At 54.5% G+C, this 17,246-nt stretch carries 14 protein-coding genes and 4 pseudogenes; 8 read left to right on the top strand and 10 right to left on the bottom strand.

The annotated features are described in order from the left end of the window. The first annotated feature begins 260 nt into the window (after positions 1-260). The 5 genes and pseudogenes from C492_RS08180 to C492_RS08155 all read left to right on the top strand — a co-directional run bounded on the left by C492_RS08180 (position 261) and on the right by C492_RS08155 (position 4,574). On the top strand, positions 261-911 hold the full coding sequence (locus C492_RS08180; protein WP_008422294.1) for a helix-turn-helix domain-containing protein: 651 nt from the start codon (positions 261-263) through the stop codon (positions 909-911). A gap of 61 nt (positions 912-972) precedes the next feature. Further along, positions 973-1,866 carry a ribonucleotide-diphosphate reductase subunit beta gene (locus C492_RS08175; protein ID WP_008422292.1) on the top strand — a complete coding sequence of 298 codons (894 nt, stop codon included), beginning with the start codon at positions 973-975 and terminating at the stop codon, positions 1,864-1,866. 127 nt (positions 1,867-1,993) lie between these two features. After that, positions 1,994-2,227: pseudogene (locus C492_RS25835) on the top strand (class III poly(R)-hydroxyalkanoic acid synthase subunit PhaC); the annotation flags it as partial. A gap of 166 nt (positions 2,228-2,393) precedes the next feature. Beyond that, entirely contained in the window at positions 2,394-3,893 is a 1,500-nt protein-coding gene (gene tnpC / locus C492_RS22510) for an IS66 family transposase (protein WP_083898783.1), read from the top strand. Positions 3,894-4,307: 414 nt separating this feature from the next. Continuing rightward, a complete protein-coding gene (locus tag C492_RS08155; protein ID WP_008422286.1) occupies positions 4,308-4,574 on the top strand; it encodes a type II toxin-antitoxin system HicB family antitoxin in 267 nt (88 codons plus the stop codon). 377 nt (positions 4,575-4,951) lie between these two features. Here the strand turns inward: C492_RS08155 and C492_RS23580 are convergent, their stop codons facing one another. After that, positions 4,952-5,650 carry a hypothetical protein gene (locus tag C492_RS23580; RefSeq protein WP_152424844.1) on the bottom strand — a complete coding sequence of 233 codons (699 nt, stop codon included), beginning with the start codon at positions 5,648-5,650 and terminating at the stop codon, positions 4,952-4,954. An 84-nt stretch (positions 5,651-5,734) separates the two neighbouring features. Here C492_RS23580 and C492_RS26050 point away from each other — a divergent pair. After that, a pseudogene (locus tag C492_RS26050) lies at positions 5,735-5,895 on the top strand (IS6 family transposase); the annotation flags it as partial. A 126-nt stretch (positions 5,896-6,021) separates the two neighbouring features. Continuing rightward, a complete protein-coding gene (locus C492_RS08150) occupies positions 6,022-7,482 on the top strand; it encodes an IS701 family transposase (protein WP_008422284.1) in 1,461 nt (486 codons plus the stop codon). 374 nt (positions 7,483-7,856) lie between these two features. On the opposite strand, the gene C492_RS08145 is transcribed toward C492_RS08150, so the two are convergent. From C492_RS08145 to C492_RS08125, 5 genes and pseudogenes are all read right to left on the bottom strand, one after another. Then, positions 7,857-8,981 carry a hypothetical protein gene (locus C492_RS08145; RefSeq protein ID WP_008422282.1) on the bottom strand — a complete coding sequence of 375 codons (1,125 nt, stop codon included), beginning with the start codon at positions 8,979-8,981 and terminating at the stop codon, positions 7,857-7,859. Then, positions 8,978-11,320, bottom strand: a complete 2,343-nt coding sequence (locus C492_RS08140) for a heavy metal translocating P-type ATPase (RefSeq protein ID WP_193364847.1) — start codon at positions 11,318-11,320, stop codon at positions 8,978-8,980. The genes C492_RS08145 and C492_RS08140 overlap by 4 nt, the downstream gene beginning before the upstream one ends. Positions 11,321-11,384: 64 nt before the next feature. Beyond that, complete coding sequence (locus C492_RS08135) at positions 11,385-12,134, bottom strand: helix-turn-helix domain-containing protein (RefSeq protein ID WP_008422280.1); 750 nt, start codon at positions 12,132-12,134, stop codon at positions 11,385-11,387. Between the two features lie 66 nt (positions 12,135-12,200). Beyond that, a complete protein-coding gene (locus C492_RS08130) occupies positions 12,201-12,485 on the bottom strand; it encodes a hypothetical protein (protein WP_008422279.1) in 285 nt (94 codons plus the stop codon). Positions 12,486-12,711: 226 nt separating this feature from the next. Continuing rightward, positions 12,712-12,981, bottom strand: a pseudogene (locus tag C492_RS08125) (hypothetical protein); the annotation flags it as partial. An 824-nt stretch (positions 12,982-13,805) separates the two neighbouring features. On the opposite strand from C492_RS08125, the gene C492_RS08120 reads away from it, so the two are divergent. Next, positions 13,806-14,498 carry an LURP-one-related/scramblase family protein gene (locus tag C492_RS08120; RefSeq protein WP_008422277.1) on the top strand — a complete coding sequence of 231 codons (693 nt, stop codon included), beginning with the start codon at positions 13,806-13,808 and terminating at the stop codon, positions 14,496-14,498. 137 nt (positions 14,499-14,635) lie between these two features. Here the strand turns inward: C492_RS08120 and C492_RS24515 are convergent, their stop codons facing one another. The 4 genes and pseudogenes from C492_RS24515 to C492_RS08105 all read right to left on the bottom strand — a co-directional run. Continuing rightward, positions 14,636-14,809: a hypothetical protein gene (locus C492_RS24515; protein ID WP_169333442.1), complete on the bottom strand. Its 174-nt coding sequence runs from the start codon at positions 14,807-14,809 to the stop codon at positions 14,636-14,638. Between the two features lie 20 nt (positions 14,810-14,829). Further along, complete coding sequence (locus C492_RS08115) at positions 14,830-15,774, bottom strand: transposase (RefSeq protein ID WP_008422276.1); 945 nt, start codon at positions 15,772-15,774, stop codon at positions 14,830-14,832. Positions 15,775-16,386: 612 nt separating this feature from the next. Next, the gene (locus C492_RS08110; RefSeq protein ID WP_008422275.1) at positions 16,387-16,824 is read right to left on the bottom strand and encodes a DUF6653 family protein; all 438 of its coding nucleotides are present in this window, start codon (positions 16,822-16,824) and stop codon (positions 16,387-16,389) included. A 197-nt stretch (positions 16,825-17,021) separates the two neighbouring features. After that, a pseudogene (locus C492_RS08105) lies at positions 17,022-17,246 on the bottom strand (twitching motility protein PilT); the annotation flags it as partial.

The raw sequence follows: 17,246 nt of genomic DNA, 5'->3' as shown, positions 1-17,246 counted from the left end.
TTCCGCTAAATCTTTCACGTCCGAATCCGAAAGAACACCGTCTGGCTGAGGTATCTTGAACACATTCACTCAACCAGACATCTTCCTCATGAGACCAACGCTTTAGCTCCAGCTCTCACACCAGTCGGGAAGTACCGATAATTGGCCTGGTTTACACCCGCGCCCTCGCTGGGTCTATCGTTGAGAGGGTTTGAATCGAACATCTCACACCACGTAGGCTCTTTTATTGCTGAAGAGAGTCTCTCTTCTCTCGAATACCAATGACTCTCGTTGTCGAGTTCGATCTGATCTCGGACCGATTACCGCTAACAGCGGTTGCCGCTACTGCTCCGGACTCAACTCTCAGAATTGATGACATTCTGATCTCCGAGCGCAGCCGGCCGGTGATCGTTTTCTGGGCCAAAGGTGGAACATTCGATACACTCGAACCGGCGCTCGACGAGACGGCGGTGGCGACGTACAGTGTACTCGGAACGACACAGAATCGTCGTCTCTATCGCGTGGAGTTATCCGAACAACCGCCAGCCATCTACACTGAGTTCGTTCGATTGGATACCGCCCCAATCAACGCGACAATCACGCCGACGGGATGGCGAGCACGTATCCGGTTTGCCGACCGTGAGGAACTCGCCGAATTCTACGACTCCTGTGAAACGTACGATATTACGTTTCGACTCGACCAGATATTCGAAGCCTCACCCGAGACCGACGACGAGTATGGCCTCACGCCAAAACAGCGCGAAACGTTGCTTGCTGCCCACGAAGCGGGCTATTTCTCGATTCCGCGAACTGGCTCCTTAGCGGAGATTGGGGCTGAATTCGGCGTGTCCGCACCGTCAGTCTCCGAACGACTTCGCCGCGCACAGGACCGACTCATTCGGCATACTGTCGCTCTCGACGAACGGCATTGATAAATACCACAACGAGTTAGGCTCAACACTCGTTCACCTACGAGGCCTACTCGTAGCTGTAATGGCGACCACTGACGCACCGATGCAGATCGATACTGATGCACAGACGTTCAGATACTACCGCCACGCCGTTGAGAAACACTGGGACCCTCACGACATCGACCTTGACGCCGACCGTGAGGCACTCGGCGAACTCGACGATGCAGCGTTCGAGGGATTGAAGCGCGCGCTCGCGCTGTTCGGTGCGGGAGAGGATGCCGTTGCGGAAGATCTCGCACCGCTGGCGGTCACGCTCGATGACTTCGAGGACCAGCTGTTCATCACGACCCAACTCTACGAAGAGGCCAAACACTCGGACTTCTTCGACCGGTACTGGCGTGAAGTGATCCACGCGGCGGAGGACGACCGTGGGCAGGAACACTCCTCGCCGGCTGACGAGCGGTGGTTCTCGGACGAATACGACGAGCTGTTCGAGCGCAACGAGGCTGCAATGGCCACACTGCTCGATGCGGACACGCCCGAAAACCGCGCGAAATCGTACTCACACTACCATATGACTGTCGAGGGTATCCTCGCCCAGACCGGCTACTACGGACTCACGCGCCAGTTCGACGAGGACACCTATCCTGACCTTCCCCATCTGCCGGGACTGGTCTCGGGCCTCACCTACATTCGCAGCGACGAAGGCCGCCACGTCGGCTTCGGGATGGCAAAGCTCAAAGAACTCATCCAGACCGAGCGCGTACAGCCAGCCGTCATCGAGGAGACTGTCGGTGACCTCTTGCCGTTGGTGCAGGCGGCGATTCCGAGCTACGAGCGCGCCGGTGACGAAGGCGTCACACCGACAGAACTCACCGACTACGCGACGAACAAACACGAACAGCGCATGCAGCAGATTACCGTCGCGAGCGAATCCATCCCCGACGTTGAGGAGTTGACCTCGCTCGCGGATTGACGCTCCATTCGGTGAATCGACGCTGAATCAGCACAAACGACACGAATCCCATTCGGCCCGGCCATTTCGCAATATCCAGACACCAATGTCAACACTTACTAATTTTCCACTCAATCCGGTCGCACCGATGCGTAACCGCTCGTGCGAGATAGTGGATACAATCACAGAACCGCTCCACAAGCTCTCGGTTACAAAAGAGCGACTCGACGAAGCTTCGACCGTTGAGGTGGGTCAGACACCGAGTGAGGTCGTCTCTACTGAGGACATGCTGGAGTTGCACCACTACGAGCCGAAGACAGACAAGCAAGACGACGTGCCGATTCTCGTGATCGCTGCACTCATCAACAAATCGTATATCCTCGGTAGTTGGATAGCGACCTTCCGTCAGACCGATTTCGTAGCAGTCTCATGAGTGGTCTCTCAATGGTGAACCAACTGTGGCGCTGGGGANGGTAGTTGGATAGCGACCTTCCGTCAGACCGATTTCGTAGCAGTCTCATGAGTGGTCTCTCAATGGTGAACCAACTGTGGCGCTGGGGATTGGCGGATCGCCGGAATCGATAGATTCCGCGATCCGTACCGAGGACAGTACGCACCTCCGCCAGCAACACGTAGTCCAAGAGTTCGAGAATCGTCTTCTTCGTCGCCAACTCGCTGTACAGCAACAGCAGATAGATCTACAGCAACAGCAGATCAAGGACCTACAAGCACGCCTCAAGTGGTACGAAAACGCACATACACCGTCCAGTAAACAGGGTGGTGCAGGTGGGTCATCTGGTAACGGTGACAGTGACGAGGAAGAGGAAAACCAAGAAGACGACGCTGGCGGCGACGCTGACGCCGCCAGCGACTCATCCCCTGGACGGAGCGAAGGTCACGAAGGAACAACTCGACCACCGCCGGAACCAGAGGAGACTATTCGAGTCGATCAGGGATATTGCCCAGACTGTGAGCACATCCTCTCTAACCCGGATAGCTACGTCTCACGAACTGTAATCGACATTCCCCTTCCCATTCCAACCACTGTCGTCGAGTACGAACTCGGCAAACACCGCTGTTCTTGTGGAAACGAGGTCGTTGCTGAACATCCTGACTGCCCGGAGACCGGGCGGTTTGGGCCAAATATCATGGCCCAAACCGCCCTCGGTAGGTTCCATCAGCGACTCCCGAACCGCAAACAGGCGGAGCTGTTTGACTGGGAACTCGATCTCCCCATCTCCCATCGAACGATCTACAATCTGACCAAGCGGGTCGCAGACCGGCTGCGACCCGCGTATGAGGACGTCAAAGCCAGTATCCAGGAGAGCGAGGTCGTTTACTGCGATGAAACGGGCTTCCCTGTCGACGGAGAGCAACACTGGGCGTGGACATTCGTGACTGACGAGGAAGTGCTGTTTTGGGTTGATGAGAGTCGTGGAAGCCAGGTGTTAGAGGAGGTCCTCGGCGAGGAATTCGCCGAGGACTCGACGCTCAGCTGTGACGGCTGGTCAGCGTATCCGAGCTATCATACGAAGCTCCAACGATGCTGGGCACATCTGTTGCGGGAGGCAGAGTACGTTGCTGAACGGTACGAGGAAGCAGAGACGTTATCTGCGGAGTTGCACGCTCTCCATGACGATTTAACGGCGTTCGACGAGGAGGATCCGTCCGCCTCCGCCCGCGAACAGAAGCGGGCGGAGGCGTTGTTACACTTGGAGGGGCTGATTAGGGAAGATTACGAGGTACAGGAGGTTCAGAAGCTGATCGAGAAGATCAGGAACGGGTTAGGGCACTGGCTGACGTTCATCACGGAGCTAGACGTCGATTCGACGAATAATCGCGCAGAGCGCGCTCTGCGCGAGCAAGTGGTGCTGCGGAAGATGTTCCGGACCCTCCGCTCAGTCGAAGGGGTCCAGATTCACGAAACGATCACGACCATGATAGCCACGTGGAAACGGCGAGGACTCGATCCACCTGAACAGCTCCAGTCTATCCTCGGTGGAGAACTCAGATCAGGATCAGAGACATCACTAGCCGGTGAGTTCTGATCACGCTATCCAACTACNGAACAGCTCCAGTCTATCCTCGGTGGAGAACTCAGATCAGGATCAGAGACATCACTAGCCGGTGAGTTCTGATCACGCTATCCAACTACCAACAGTAAAAGGGGCTCTGCACAGCTTTGAGGATCTCGGGGTCAAACCGCCAGTTTTCATTTCAGTTGCGTTGCTCAATGTAGATCAGTACGTGATTAGTACGAGCGAGTACCTCCACTTCGAGTCAGGAAATTTCCCGGCTAGGTTTACGACCTCGCTGATGAAACTTCAGGAGATTCAGCCTTCTGAGTTCGAATTAGAACACTTACGGAGTGTTCTTGATCGAGTCTGGTACCAAGCTGGGCGGTCAAACGGCTCACCACATCTGCCAAATCCTGAGGAGTCGAACAAAGNGTACATGCTTTCATGAACAACACTCGAAGCATTCTTCCCATTGAAGAGGACAAGCGTTGGGAAGCGCGTGATCTCGACATCGAAGTGTCTGCAGTCGGTGAAATGCGCGATGAGGCCCTCAACCAATTGGACGACGTGGTCGCTACAGTGCGCGGCGAGGGGGGTCACTCCCCGTCGAACGAGGAGCTATGCACGGTCGGCGTTGATTTTGAGGCGGATCGCGTCCGCACTTGCTTACTAGAACAGGTTGATGAACACCGGGATACGCTGATCGGATAGAAGAGAAGACCACACCCACTTTGGATGTGAGATCGAAATACTAATCCTGATGACATTTCACATCAATTGATTAACTAATTGTCACAAATTAAAGCCGCAATATTCCACTTACTTTTAGGATAATGGTACTAGATACCATGAAGGCGAGTACGATCATTGCGGCAAGTAGGGATCGGTCAGCGAGAATTGCGATTGAAATGATGACTAAAAGCAATACAGTATAGTATATAATATTATTATTTTCTAGTACTGTTTGATCAAGCATAAATATAACTAATCCTGCAATTACACCGACAATAGCATACGAGATAGTGATCAAGTCCATCGTTTATATACCTTGATTGGATGGACACATTATATATTTCATTCCAGTCAGGTTAGAAAGAACCCGTGTGTACGCCCGTTGCAGTGCCATCTCTTGTTAATTCGTAGTAATTAGAACCATGATCTCCAACCCCATAGGAAATTCCCGGCACTCTCCAACTATCGCGGTCCCAGACTCCAACGGTAAACGATGAATCGTAAATTATCTCCTGGACTAACGCTGCTAGTCCAGAGCAAAATCCTCCTGCAAATATCGCTGCAATCCGTCCACCAGGAATTGGGAGAGCTGCGCAAATCATTCCCCCAAGAACTGACGTAGATATTGTGTGCGGATTCTCATCAGTTATTATGTTTGCACCTTTATAATAATGGTTGTTATAGTAGCTTGAACAACTGCCGATACGCTTGCTAAAGCTATCATAGCTTCGTGCAGTAGTTGAGTACTGAGATTCTTCCAGAGCTATTTGAGAAGAAGCTGATTTTAAAGTATCATCATTAGAAGATACTTTTGCTACTTCGATCGTGTTGGTATCTTTTCGTTTCTTAATCATATGATCGCCATTTTCATCGCTGACACGATAATAGGTAGCGGTGTCAGTATCCTTAATATGGTCTGGACATTCCGCACAAGACTCTTGTTGCTCGTTCCCACTCACTGTTGAGATGAGTAGCGGAGAGCCAGCAAGAGATACGCCGCTGGTCTGAAGTAATTTTCTCCTCGAAACGTATTGGGACCTATTATTATTTTCCATAGTGAACACAGCAATCCACTAACATAAATAAGTACTGCTAAATTGAAGCTGAACTGAACGGAGTTCTTCGGGGGGAGTAGGATGCTGTTCGGAGAACTCCAGGTTGAGGTGACGGGTTCTTCAGATGTACCGTTTTGGATAGTGATCGGACGCGCACGCCAGCCTGGCTGACCAGGCTGGCGTGCGCTGGACATGCTGCAGCGGCCTCCTTAGCCGAGTGTCGCGATCTCTGCGAAGGGTTCGGCTGACGCCGAACCCGAGCAACCATCCAGCACTGATACCAGTCTTTTGGTCGCGTCGCACACTACTTCCGAGGAATACGTCTGCCGAACAGCTATCGTCTCAGCAATCCGTGAGAGACACGATCAGTCATGTCGTCCGTTCTTCCGCACAATAACGTCGCTGCTCGCAACTTCCTCACACCGTTCAAATCGGCGTTTACGACCCGATTGGACGGCTCAACCTGGCCACACTGGGAACGAACCTGGATCCATGCCGATCAGTACTTCAGAGCGCTGCTTCGTCCGGGCAAGCGCAAGTCCATCACAGGACTGGCCTCCCGCGTTGGTGCTGATCAGGAACGACTCGAACGATTTGTTCGCGAGAGTGTCTGGGAGCCCGCAGCGGTCCAAGACCAGCTGCGGGCGACCGTTCCTGACGCGATGGACGGACCTGACGCAGCGATCATCGTCGACGGCATGGGCATTCCCAAGCAGGGCCATCACAGCGTCGGTGTCGGCTCCCAGTGGTGCGGAGCCACAACATCCGTCGACAACTGCCAGGTGACGATCAACTGTACGCTCGCTCGGCCAGGCGCTGATCGCAACGCCGATCAGCGCACCTGGCCGCTTGGCTCTCGGCTCTATCTCCCCAAAGAGTGGACTGGCGAGGGAGAAACCGTCTACGACAGCCAACAGCAACGCGAACAGTACGCCCAGCGACGAGCAGACGCTGCCATTCCGTCAGATATCAGCCACCAGCCCAAGTACGACATCGCGGCTGACCTGATCGAACGGGCCGTCGATGCCGATATCGAGCACGCTTGCGTGCTCGGTGACGCCAACTTCGGTCGACGCTCGTCGTTCAGGGAACGACTTCGCAAGTTGGGCGAGCCATACGTCCTTGCCCTCGAAACCGGTGGATTGCACGTCGTTGCTGAGTCCGCACCAGTACTTGAACCAGGTCCGACCGATAAACGAGGCCCGCCACGTCAGTACCACACTGTTCCGGACGATGTCGACCCGGAACCAGCCGCAGATATTGCCGACCAGCTTGAGGACGATGATTGGACGGAACTGACCTGGAACGAAGGAACGAACGGTGATCTGACGGGATCGTTCTATCGGAAGCGCGTCCGGGTATGCACGGACGCGTACTTTGGTCGTGTTGGCGAGGAAACGGGCTGGCTGCTCCTGCAGCGCGATCACCACTCCGGCACCAACGACGGCGAAGGCGAACTGGCAGCCTGGCTGTGCTGGGGACTCGACGAGTCGTCACTCGACGACCTCGTCGAGTGGGCACATCTTCGGTGGACGATCGAACAGTATCACCGCGATATCAAGCAGGTGCTGGGCGCTGACGAGTTTCAAGGCCGCACCTGGCGTGGGTTCAACCACCATATGGCGGTTGTGATGCTCACCCAGGCGTTCGTCGCGACCCATCGCCTCGAAACAGGTGAGGACAATGGCGGCTTTGATTCGTTCGAGGAGGTCACCAGACTGCTGGTCCGGACTGCAGCGATCCAGCGGTTGATGGACGAGCATGGGCTGGACAGAACGACAGCTGAAACGATCGGGACAGACATGCTGCGTGGATTCTCCGAATGGAGCTGACGTGATCGGCGGCGGCAGCTGCCCCTGTGTTGAGCTGCTGGGCTCGCCAGCGACTGGACGCAGTGCTGTCTCCATCGATTCACACCGTCGTATCGGCCGGTATCGTCGTGATCATCGAACCGGTTGACTCATCGAAATCGAATGTGACAGTCCGGCTCTATTTGGTTCGGTTGAACGAGCGCAGATCCCGCCTAATCGGCGGGATCAGCTTTCCCATCGAGAATAACCCTCGGAAGTAGTGTGCGACGCGACCAAAGGATTCTGCGACGCGACCAATCAGTTTCCATATAGAAACCGTCACCCGGCGAACCATCCTGTGATGTATCCATCCCCATCTTCTGTCCTTGATTGTCAAAACAACTATAGTATCTTAGTTAGTTGCCTCGGCGTGCAACCACAGCCGCCGCAAGGACCAGGACAGCGACGAGCGCGACTCCGACACCGAAGCCCGGCCCGAACGCCCCGCTCCCGTTTCCGTCATCGTCAATTTGCTTAGTCGTTCCGCCTACACCACTCGTCGACTTACTCGTTTCGTCCACCGGGGATCGGGTTGTCGTGGTAATTGGTGTCCTTGTTGCCGTTGCGGTCTGTGTTGCCGTCGTGGTCGGTATCTCGGTAGTCTGCGTCGCAGTCGAGGCTGTTGCCTCGCTCTGCGTCGTAGTTGTTGCAGTTGCAGTCTGGGTCGTGGTCGTCTCGGTCGCTCTCGCTGTTTCGGTTGTAGCGTTGCCCGCGCTACTTGACGTGGCAGTAAACGTACTCACGCCGCCGCTGCAGGTGCCTGGACTGAGGTCGACTGGTTGACTCATGTTGAGTTCGGTCGTTTCGCCCGTTCCGGAGCGAGCGACCCAGCTCTCGATTTCGTTCTGCTCGGGTGATCCACTCCATTCCTCAAACGGATAGCGGTCTGTTTCGTCGTTGAACTTGATGTCCACAGTGATAGTACGATAGTTCGAACTTTCGAGTCCGCGGAAGGCGGCTCCATCCGTACGCCTTCCGTTGGCGCTCCATTCGATATGTGCGCCTGTATCGTTGTAGCTGAAAGTGTCGTCGCGGTTGGTGTAGTTGTCGTCCTCAACCACCCACTGACCATCCGCCGGAAGACCTGAGATATCGGCTGTGGCGACGTAACCGCCTGGTTCATCGATCTTGTCGTTGAGGAAGACGAGACTTAGCCCATCAGAACCTCGGTAAACGAATACCTGAATGGTCTGGTCGAGTTGGATATCAGTAGTTCCGAGCGAACTATAATTCGCCGTATCATTCAACACTTTATAATCGTAGAACTCCTCAACGGATTGTGTGCCGTCGCCAAGGGGCGTGATCTGCACGCACTGTGAACCCTGCTCGACGATAAACGTTTGACTTCCTTGGGCCGCTGCCATTCCTGAAACGACTACAGGTGCCGAAGCGACCACTACCATCCCGAGCGCGATACCGGCGAGTTGTAACCATCGGTTGTCGTTGAGACTGTGCTCGTGAGCGCGCCGCTCGCTACTCATTTCGAGGAGTCGCCTCCCCGTAGCGTGTCGGGAACCATCCGCGAGAGACGCATCGCATTGCCAGTGACACCGAGGCTCATACCCATATCGCCGACAACCACGGCCACCGCAACGCTGACGTAGCCGAGCGGGACGCCGATCGCGAGCAGTGCCTTCGCGCCGAGACTCGTCCAGATGTTCTGTTGAATCACGTTTCCTGCTTTGTCCGACAGCTCGTAGAGGTACGGCAGTTTCGAGAGATCGTCACCCATAAGTGCGATATCAGCAGTTTCAAGCGCTGTATCCGTTCCGGCAGCCCCCATCGCAATCCCGACAGTCGCGGTCGCAAGCGCTGGCGCATCGTTCACGCCGTCGCCAACCATCGCAACGTCGCCGTATTCATCACTCAACTCATCGATTGCTTCGACCTTCTGGTCAGGGAGGAGTTCCGCGTGGTACTCGTCAACGCCGACCTGCTCGGCAATCGCCTGGGCCGTTCCCTCATTGTCGCCCGTGAGCATTACAACATGACCGATACCCAACTCATGCAGGCGCTCGACAGCGCGTTGTGAGATCGGACGTACCTCATCAGCAATTGCGATGCCACCCAGCAACTCCGTTTCCGTTCCAATGAGGACGACCGTTCGTCCCTCCTCCTCAAGTCCGGCCAACACATGGTCAGCGTACTCCTTCTCCGCCTCTTCGGGACTAGAATTCTCAGTGACCTCCTCCGGTACGACCCCACCGTCAGTTACGCTGCGAGCTTGGGGGAGGTCGAAGCCGAGTTCCTCGAATAGTGCTGGTTTGCCTGCATAGTACGTCTCACCGTCGATAGTAGCTTGAATGCCCTTTCCAGTCAGGCTCTCGAAATTCGAGACAGGAGGAAGATCGGTTCCCTCAGAGTCCTCAGTATGGGTGAGAATCGCCTCAGCAATCGGATGTTCACTCCGCTGTTCTAACCCGGCACCGTATCGGAGCACATCTGGCTCACTGTAGTCTCCGAACGGAATCACGTCGGTGACCGTGAGTTCACCCTTCGTGAGCGTCCCGGTTTTGTCCATCGCGATAGCGTCGATTTCGCCCATTGCTTCGAGGTGATTTCCTCCTTTGATGAGCACGCCGTTCTTCGCGGCACTCGTAATCCCGGAAACGACCGAAACGGGCGTCGAGATGACGAATGCGCACGGGCACGCGATCACAAGTAGGGTGAGACCACGGATGAACCACGTCTGCCACGGCCATCCGAACGCGAGTGGCGGCACGGCAGCGGTGAGAATTGCCAGCACGACCACTATCGGCGTGTAGTAGCCCGAAAAGCGATCGACGAACTGCTCCTTTTCGGTTTTCTTCTCCTGTGCTCCCTGCACCATCTCGATGATTTTCGAGAGCGTCGAATCACCCGCCGTTGAGGTGACCTCTACTTCGAGATAGCCTTCCGCGTTGATACTTCCGGCAAACACTTCATCGCCGGAAGATTTGTCGATAGGTACGCTCTCTCCGGTGATTGAAGACTCATCGACCGCACTCTCGCCCTCGACAACTGAGCCGTCGAGTGGGATCTTCTCGCCGGGACGGACGATGACGGTTTCGCCTACGTCCACGTCCTCGGCCGCTACAGTCACCTCATCGCCATTCCGGCGGACCGTGGCCTCATCCGGCGAGAGTTCCATCAGTTCACGCAGCGAGTTGCGTGCTCTATCCATCGCGTAATCTTCAAGCAACTCCGCGATGCTGAACAGGACGGCTAGTGTCGCGGCTTCGACGAAGTAGCCGATGCCGGTGGCGGCGATGATCGCCGTCCCCATCAGGAAGTCGATGTCGAGACTCAGGTTCTTCGCGGAGTAGTAGCCTCCGCGAACGACGGGATAGCCGCTGACGGCGATTGCGACGAGAAATAGCCCGTCCGCGAGTGTGAGCGGATAGTCGAGGACGGTTGCAGCCTCGATGTTTTGCCCAGTGAGTACGAACTCGAAGAGGAGACCGAACACGAGAAACCCTGCTCCGATCCAGGTTTTGATGGCGCGCGAACTCGTCCAGATCTCCGAGGGAGGCGCGATTTCCACTCCTCCGGTCGATTCCTCACGAGAATCGCTTTCATCGCCGACGACGTCGTAGCCCGCACCCTCAATGGCTGCAACCACGTCGGCCTCGGTCACACGGTCAGAATTATAGGTCACCGTAGCCGTGCCAGTGGTCGGCTGGAGGGTCGTGTCAGTGATCCCGTCGACGCGTTGGAGTGCCTTACCGACCTTCTGCGCGCACGAGGGACAGTCCATCTCCGGAACGGCAAGCCGGACGGACAGTTCTCGCGCCTGCTTACTGTCGCCCGTCTGTTCCACTGCATCCACGTTCTCGGTCATCACCGTGAGATAGGGGAGTCAACTCGATAAGCCTTAGTTGGAATGTTCCAAACGGGAAGTCAGGTCAGGGTGATATCGACGGCTCCGAAGGGAGATTTTCGTGAGCAACGTGCTCCTTCGCAAGGTGTTCTTCCGCCCGTCGAAGTCGGTAGGTGAGCGTCGACCGAGGCACGTTGAGGTGCTCTGCTAGTCCACCTACGTCGATCTCTCGAGGCGACTCGTAATAGCCGTGTTCGACGGCAGCCTGAAGAGCAGCCTCTTGTTCTGGCGAGAGCCGGGTTGTTCTGTCGTTCGTATTGTTTGTCGAGGTCGAGGTGGCGGCCGTTCGGAGTATTTCCGTTCGGGCACAGTCGCCGACGGCAGTTGCGAGCTCATCGAAGAACGCACTCACGTCGCCCTCGCCGGAATGGATGATGCGCCAGGTGTAGTGACGACTCTCGTGGCGCGTGTCGAACAGTAGACCATCGCCGAGGTGGTCGCGTGCGATGTGGGGGATGGACGAGCAAAGAGGGGTGCGCTCCCAGTACGAGTAGAGAACGAGCGTGTCATCAGTCTGGTCAAGGATCTGTGTAGTCTGGGTAGCATCACAGTCCTCGGTTGCGAGACAGTCCGCATAGTAGTCGCTGTTGAGAAAGGCGTCTTCGATATCAGCGAGAGCATCGGGTGTCCCAGTAGCGTGATCGACGCGCCAGAGACGGTCCTCAGTGACGTGCAGCGAGAGCGATCGAATCCAAGCGTCTGGATAGTCAGCGAGAGTATCTGCCACCCTGTTGCACTTAGGTTCGTATTCGAGAGCGAAGACGAGCTCGCGCATACACTACTATAGCTGGCTCGGAGGCATAATACATGGCTTTAGACCGCCCGGATTTGGTTACTGGGGTTAGATCACATCGTCGTGATCGTGAGTTTCCTGCATCCGCTGTGCTTCGGTAGCGTATTGCTCTTGAAGGTCGGTATCGTCGACGGAGCCAAGATTGTTCGGGTCAGCGTCGACAGCCGCCGTGGTGTCGCGAACATCGGTAAAGGAGGTTAGTGCTCGTTCTTTGCGGTAGTACTGCTCACCATCGGGAGTTGCGTAGGTGAGGATGATCAAATTCTGCTCATCGTCGGAGTAGGTGCGTTCAACCAACCACACACGGATACCATTATCCAGTTGCTCCGTCATATTCGCCCGGTTGTTGCGCCTCGGGATTAAATGGTGGAGGTTGTAGATGGGGGTTTTCAGAGACACGGAACCCAAAGCCCATCCCGGCAGCACAAATTTCCGAAGAGATCTATGCATGAACAATCTACCTAGCCGACTTCAGCTCTGGATGGTTGATGTAGTACAGGGTAACTGACTCAGGATACGTTTCAGTGGCGACGACATCGATCTCCTGTAGCTCGTTTAGTCGGTNCTCTGGATGGTTGATGTAGTACAGGGTAACTGACTCAGGATACGTTTCAGTGGCGACGACATCGATCTCCTGTAGCTCGTTTAGTCGGTTCCGGACGGTCGCCTTACTAACGTCAGGCTTGACACGCGCTTGGAGTTGGCGAATTGAGAAGAATGGCCGATCTGAGTCGATCATCGTCTCGACAACATGCTCCTGTGTCAGTGTATTGTCGAGGTTTCGGTCGATTCGGTNAATTGAGAAGAATGGCCGATCTGAGTCGATCATCGTCTCGACAACATGCTCCTGTGTCAGTGTATTGTCGAGGTTTCGGTCGATTCGGTCATCGATCCAGGTCGGAAGGCCAGACACAGTAATTCGAGATACATTCTGCGAACCACATAAAGGATGGAGGGGATTTCGCGGCCGCGAACCGCAAATTCGCGGCCGTCAAATCGTGAGAGAACAGTGATTCGATTGAAAAGCCGATNGGCCGCGAACCGCAAATTCGCGGCCGTCAAATCGTGAGAGAACAGTGATTCGATTGAAAAGCCGATACGTAAAAGTGAAGCAAAGAAAATGGCGAACTCAACCCGTGGTTCGAAATATTCTCCGATAGTTCGAGTCAAAGCTCTTCCAACAGCAGATCATAATTCTGGCAGTTATTCTTGATCCACTCGGATTTGCCACAGGCTATCCACTTGCTCCATCGCTGGGCGACGAACCGCTGATAGGCGGCGTATACGGCCTTGTTGCAGCAAGTATGCCGATGTCACTACTTGTGATGCGACACAATTCCTGAAACACTAGAGTACGGAAGTTGGAGGAATATGCGTTAAACNCAGCAAGTATGCCGATGTCACTACTTGTGATGCGACACAATTCCTGAAACACTAGAGTACGGAAGTTGGAGGAATATGCGTTAAACATCCCTCCTCTAACAGAAATATCCGTGATCCACTGTCTAATGCTCCCTTGGGGGGAACAAAAGGTTCTTTGGAAACGTGGCTCACCCGTTATCCATGGCTGAACCCTCTGCATCCGATTCACCGTCAGATAACTACGACNGGGGGAACAAAAGGTTCTTTGGAAACGTGGCTCACCCGTTATCCATGGCTGAACCCTCTGCATCCGATTCACCGTCAGATAACTACGACATTTCTACAGTCAATCTCGACGACGACCGCTACGAAGTTAAGCAGTCAGCAATCCGGAACAAGTACGTCGTCCGTGACAGCACTGGCGATGTCGCCCTGCGCGGGAAACAGAAGATGTTTAAGATGAAAGAAGAGTTCCCGTTCATCACTGGTGACGACGAGGACGCGTTCACCGTGAAAGCTGGCGGTATCATGGATGTCGCAGGGAACTACACCATCACGGACGCAGGCACCGATGAGGAAGTCGTCATCCTCGACGAGGACTATTCGTTGTTTGTGGAGAACTGGACGGTTCGAGACCCTGACACGGGGAAAGCCCTGGCGACGATTGAATCGAAGAGCAAACCCCTCTCGGCACTTCGGCACCTCGTCTCTGNGACGGTTCGAGACCCTGACACGGGGAAAGCCCTGGCGACGATTGAATCGAAGAGCAAACCCCTCTCGGCACTTCGGCACCTCGTCTCTGGTGCGAACCTCATCCCGAACAAATACAAGATATTCGATGCCGATGGCGACCATGTTGGAGACATCGAAGGGAAGTTCTCACTGCGGGATGCCTATACAGTCAGTATCGACGATGCCAGCGACGTCCCGAAAGAGGCAGTAATCGCTTCTGCGTGCATCCTCGACGCTCTCGAAAACCAATAATCCTCTACGGACAATAAATCTCGAACTATAAGTAGAGAATGATTATTATATTTTACTCTCCTATCTGATAAAACATCTACTAAGACAGTTGTTCCATAGATCCCAGCTAGCTACTGCTACACCTCATTGTTTCCGTCTCAGGGCTGTTTGACCTCTTCGATTGGTTGGAGGCTCTCTTCCAAGCATCTATCTCGAGCCTCTTTCCGTTCCTCCTCTGATGGTTCCTTAGGAACGATGGAGGCACCCTCTGGCATCTCAGACGGAAAATCGTGTTGTGGGTCTAGGTCAGTAACCATTTTGAGGATTTTCATATCCCGAGTGACTCGCCCAATCATCTGCTCAAACGCCGTATCCCGTCGTGGCGGACGCGACTCAGCTCTCGGACTTCCGCACGATGGAAAACGTCTGTCTCCGACACTCGGTTGATGAGCCGCTGCAACGCCTCGTGATACATCTCATGGATCGAATCGAGTGAGAGGCCACGGATATGCGTCCGATGAGGGTGTCCCAACGGTGTCCGATCCCGCTGTGGATCATAGAAAAAGCTGCGTGCTCCTTCGTTCGCTGCCAGGTTCTCCCGAAGTCCGAGATACGTTTGGAGAGCCCAGAACGCGTTCGGATGGATCTCACAGCTGTCCCCGCGATTGAGCGAGAACGCCGGATAAGCGATATGACTCAGCTGTTCAGTAATCTCGTCTGCATGGGCGAGCACTTCGTGATCGGTGGGACTGGTCTCTTCATGGCTCTCGGAATCATGAAGCGGGTCTCTGGGAACGTCGCTGCCTTTTCTGTTAGCGTTGATGAGGAGAAGTCGTGCACTCTCCTGGATCGTCTCCTGTAGGTCAGGTGAGAACCGGCAGTGCCATGTCCGCCAGAAGGTGGACTGATCAGGAAGTGTCTCAAAGCCAAGCTGCTGTTGGATCACTGGCTGGTCTTTGAGATACTCAAGGAGTGCTGTTTCGTGGTCCCAGCCGTAGGCTTCTTTCAGCAGAAACGTCCGTACCAGCGTGCGTATTTCGTACGTGGCTGGCTCATCGTACTGATCGTGAGGCGTCAAATCAACGTATTTCAACGGGAGTTCACAAATGAACTCGTCAATCGAGTCGTAGGCTTTGTGAGCGAACCAAGCTGATGCAATAGTCTGAATATCTTCTTCGAGTGCGCCGAGCGAACTCCGGTCGTACAACCCTGTTGTGTCGTACGCTGGCCACTTTCGGTACGAATCCGTTGCGATCGCTCGAAAGACATCGCGTCGCGAAGCCTGTGTCGAGGCCATCGGGCGAACGCTTCTGACTTGACTGCAAGAGCCTATCTATCCTGCTCAGTACGGTGGGAACACGTCCGCTTCAGACAGAGAGAAGACTTATTGGAAACTGAAAATACATTCGGATAATGAATGTTGGTCAATCGGCTAGTATAGTCTGGAAAAGTCCGATTGGGCGTCTCTTGACTCTTCTCATTGGTGGAGGTCTCGTAGCTGGGGTGCTAACGGTGTATCCACAGACTCTACCCGTGGTCAGGTGGACTATTCCAGTGTGTTTTGTTCTTTGGGGCGCATCTCGGCTCTATTTCGACGGAGTAGGAAATTCCCTGTCCTTGGCTGCAGGCTGTCTGCTGATACTCGGTGGATTCAGCTATGCCTCGTACCTGCTTACCTCGATGGGCGAACTTAGCGGAACGGTAGCTCTACTTGCCCCAGTTATCGGAATCTTTGTAGAAATGCTCGCTGCCCATTACCGCAATCAAGACTAATTGCGTAATTTGATAGATTTGCAACTCTACGTAATGCGTATTCGTCCACAAGCGCAACTGTACTCAAGAGTGACGGCCGCTACGTACAGGTAACGCATGTATCGTTCTGGACGGAGAATCAGTATGGGATCTATTCTTACTGCGAATCGACTTCTTCGTAGTGCTCGATAATCTCCTTCAAACACCACTGGTTGAGTCCTTGTGATGCGAGCGTGAAAACCAACGTTGAGACAGGCTTGCGTTTGTACGCCGCGTAGAGGCCATAGAGCCCAATGGGGATACTCACGGTGTTTAGGAGTTGTGGGTAGCCGAGACCGATGAGGCGGTGCCCGTCGTTAGTCCAGCGTTCTTCAGCACGTACGACTTTGTACATCCAGTCATCCAACTCGTCACTTGGTTCGCGGAATAACACCGGATTGATGAGTAAGAACAGGAGAGTGAGCCCCAACAACTTCCATTTCCGATGGTAGAGTGCGCCCACGGCCACGAACCCTGCGGCTATTCGACTCCACCCGCTCTTCGGATTGGAGTGTCTGGCCCACATATTCTCGATCCCCGGCAACTCTTTGAGCATATCTACTATCTCGAAAGTAAGACGTTCCACAGTCAAATTAACATTCCGGCACAGCGTTCAGTAAGCACTGTCTCTGTATCGGCTCTTTCGGTGAAGACTCGTCGAAACGAAGTGGCGAAATGGGTGACGATTCCATATGCATTGGAGAACGCAGTCTCAACTTCTNGATCAGTTGTTTCGAACTCCGAGAAAGGTGGTCAACGATACTCCGAGATCGTTCGATACGGAACGTAGTAGCCGATGTCGTCGATCCACATCGACAGCCACTCGTCAGCAGTCGCTTCATCGATCTTTCCAGCATCGATTGCAGCCAACAGAATACCAACCGATCCAACAACAGTTAGACCTTGATCTTTCGCGAACGCCCGGGCATCCCCGTCATCGGTCAGCAGCCGCCCGTCGTGTGCGTCTGCGAGGGCAAA

It is taken from the genome of Natronococcus jeotgali DSM 18795 (assembly GCF_000337695.1).
Lineage (GTDB): Archaea > Halobacteriota > Halobacteria > Halobacteriales > Natrialbaceae > Natronococcus > Natronococcus jeotgali.
Note: the sequence above shows the minus strand (reverse complement) of the source record. Positions and strands in the feature narration are given on the sequence as shown.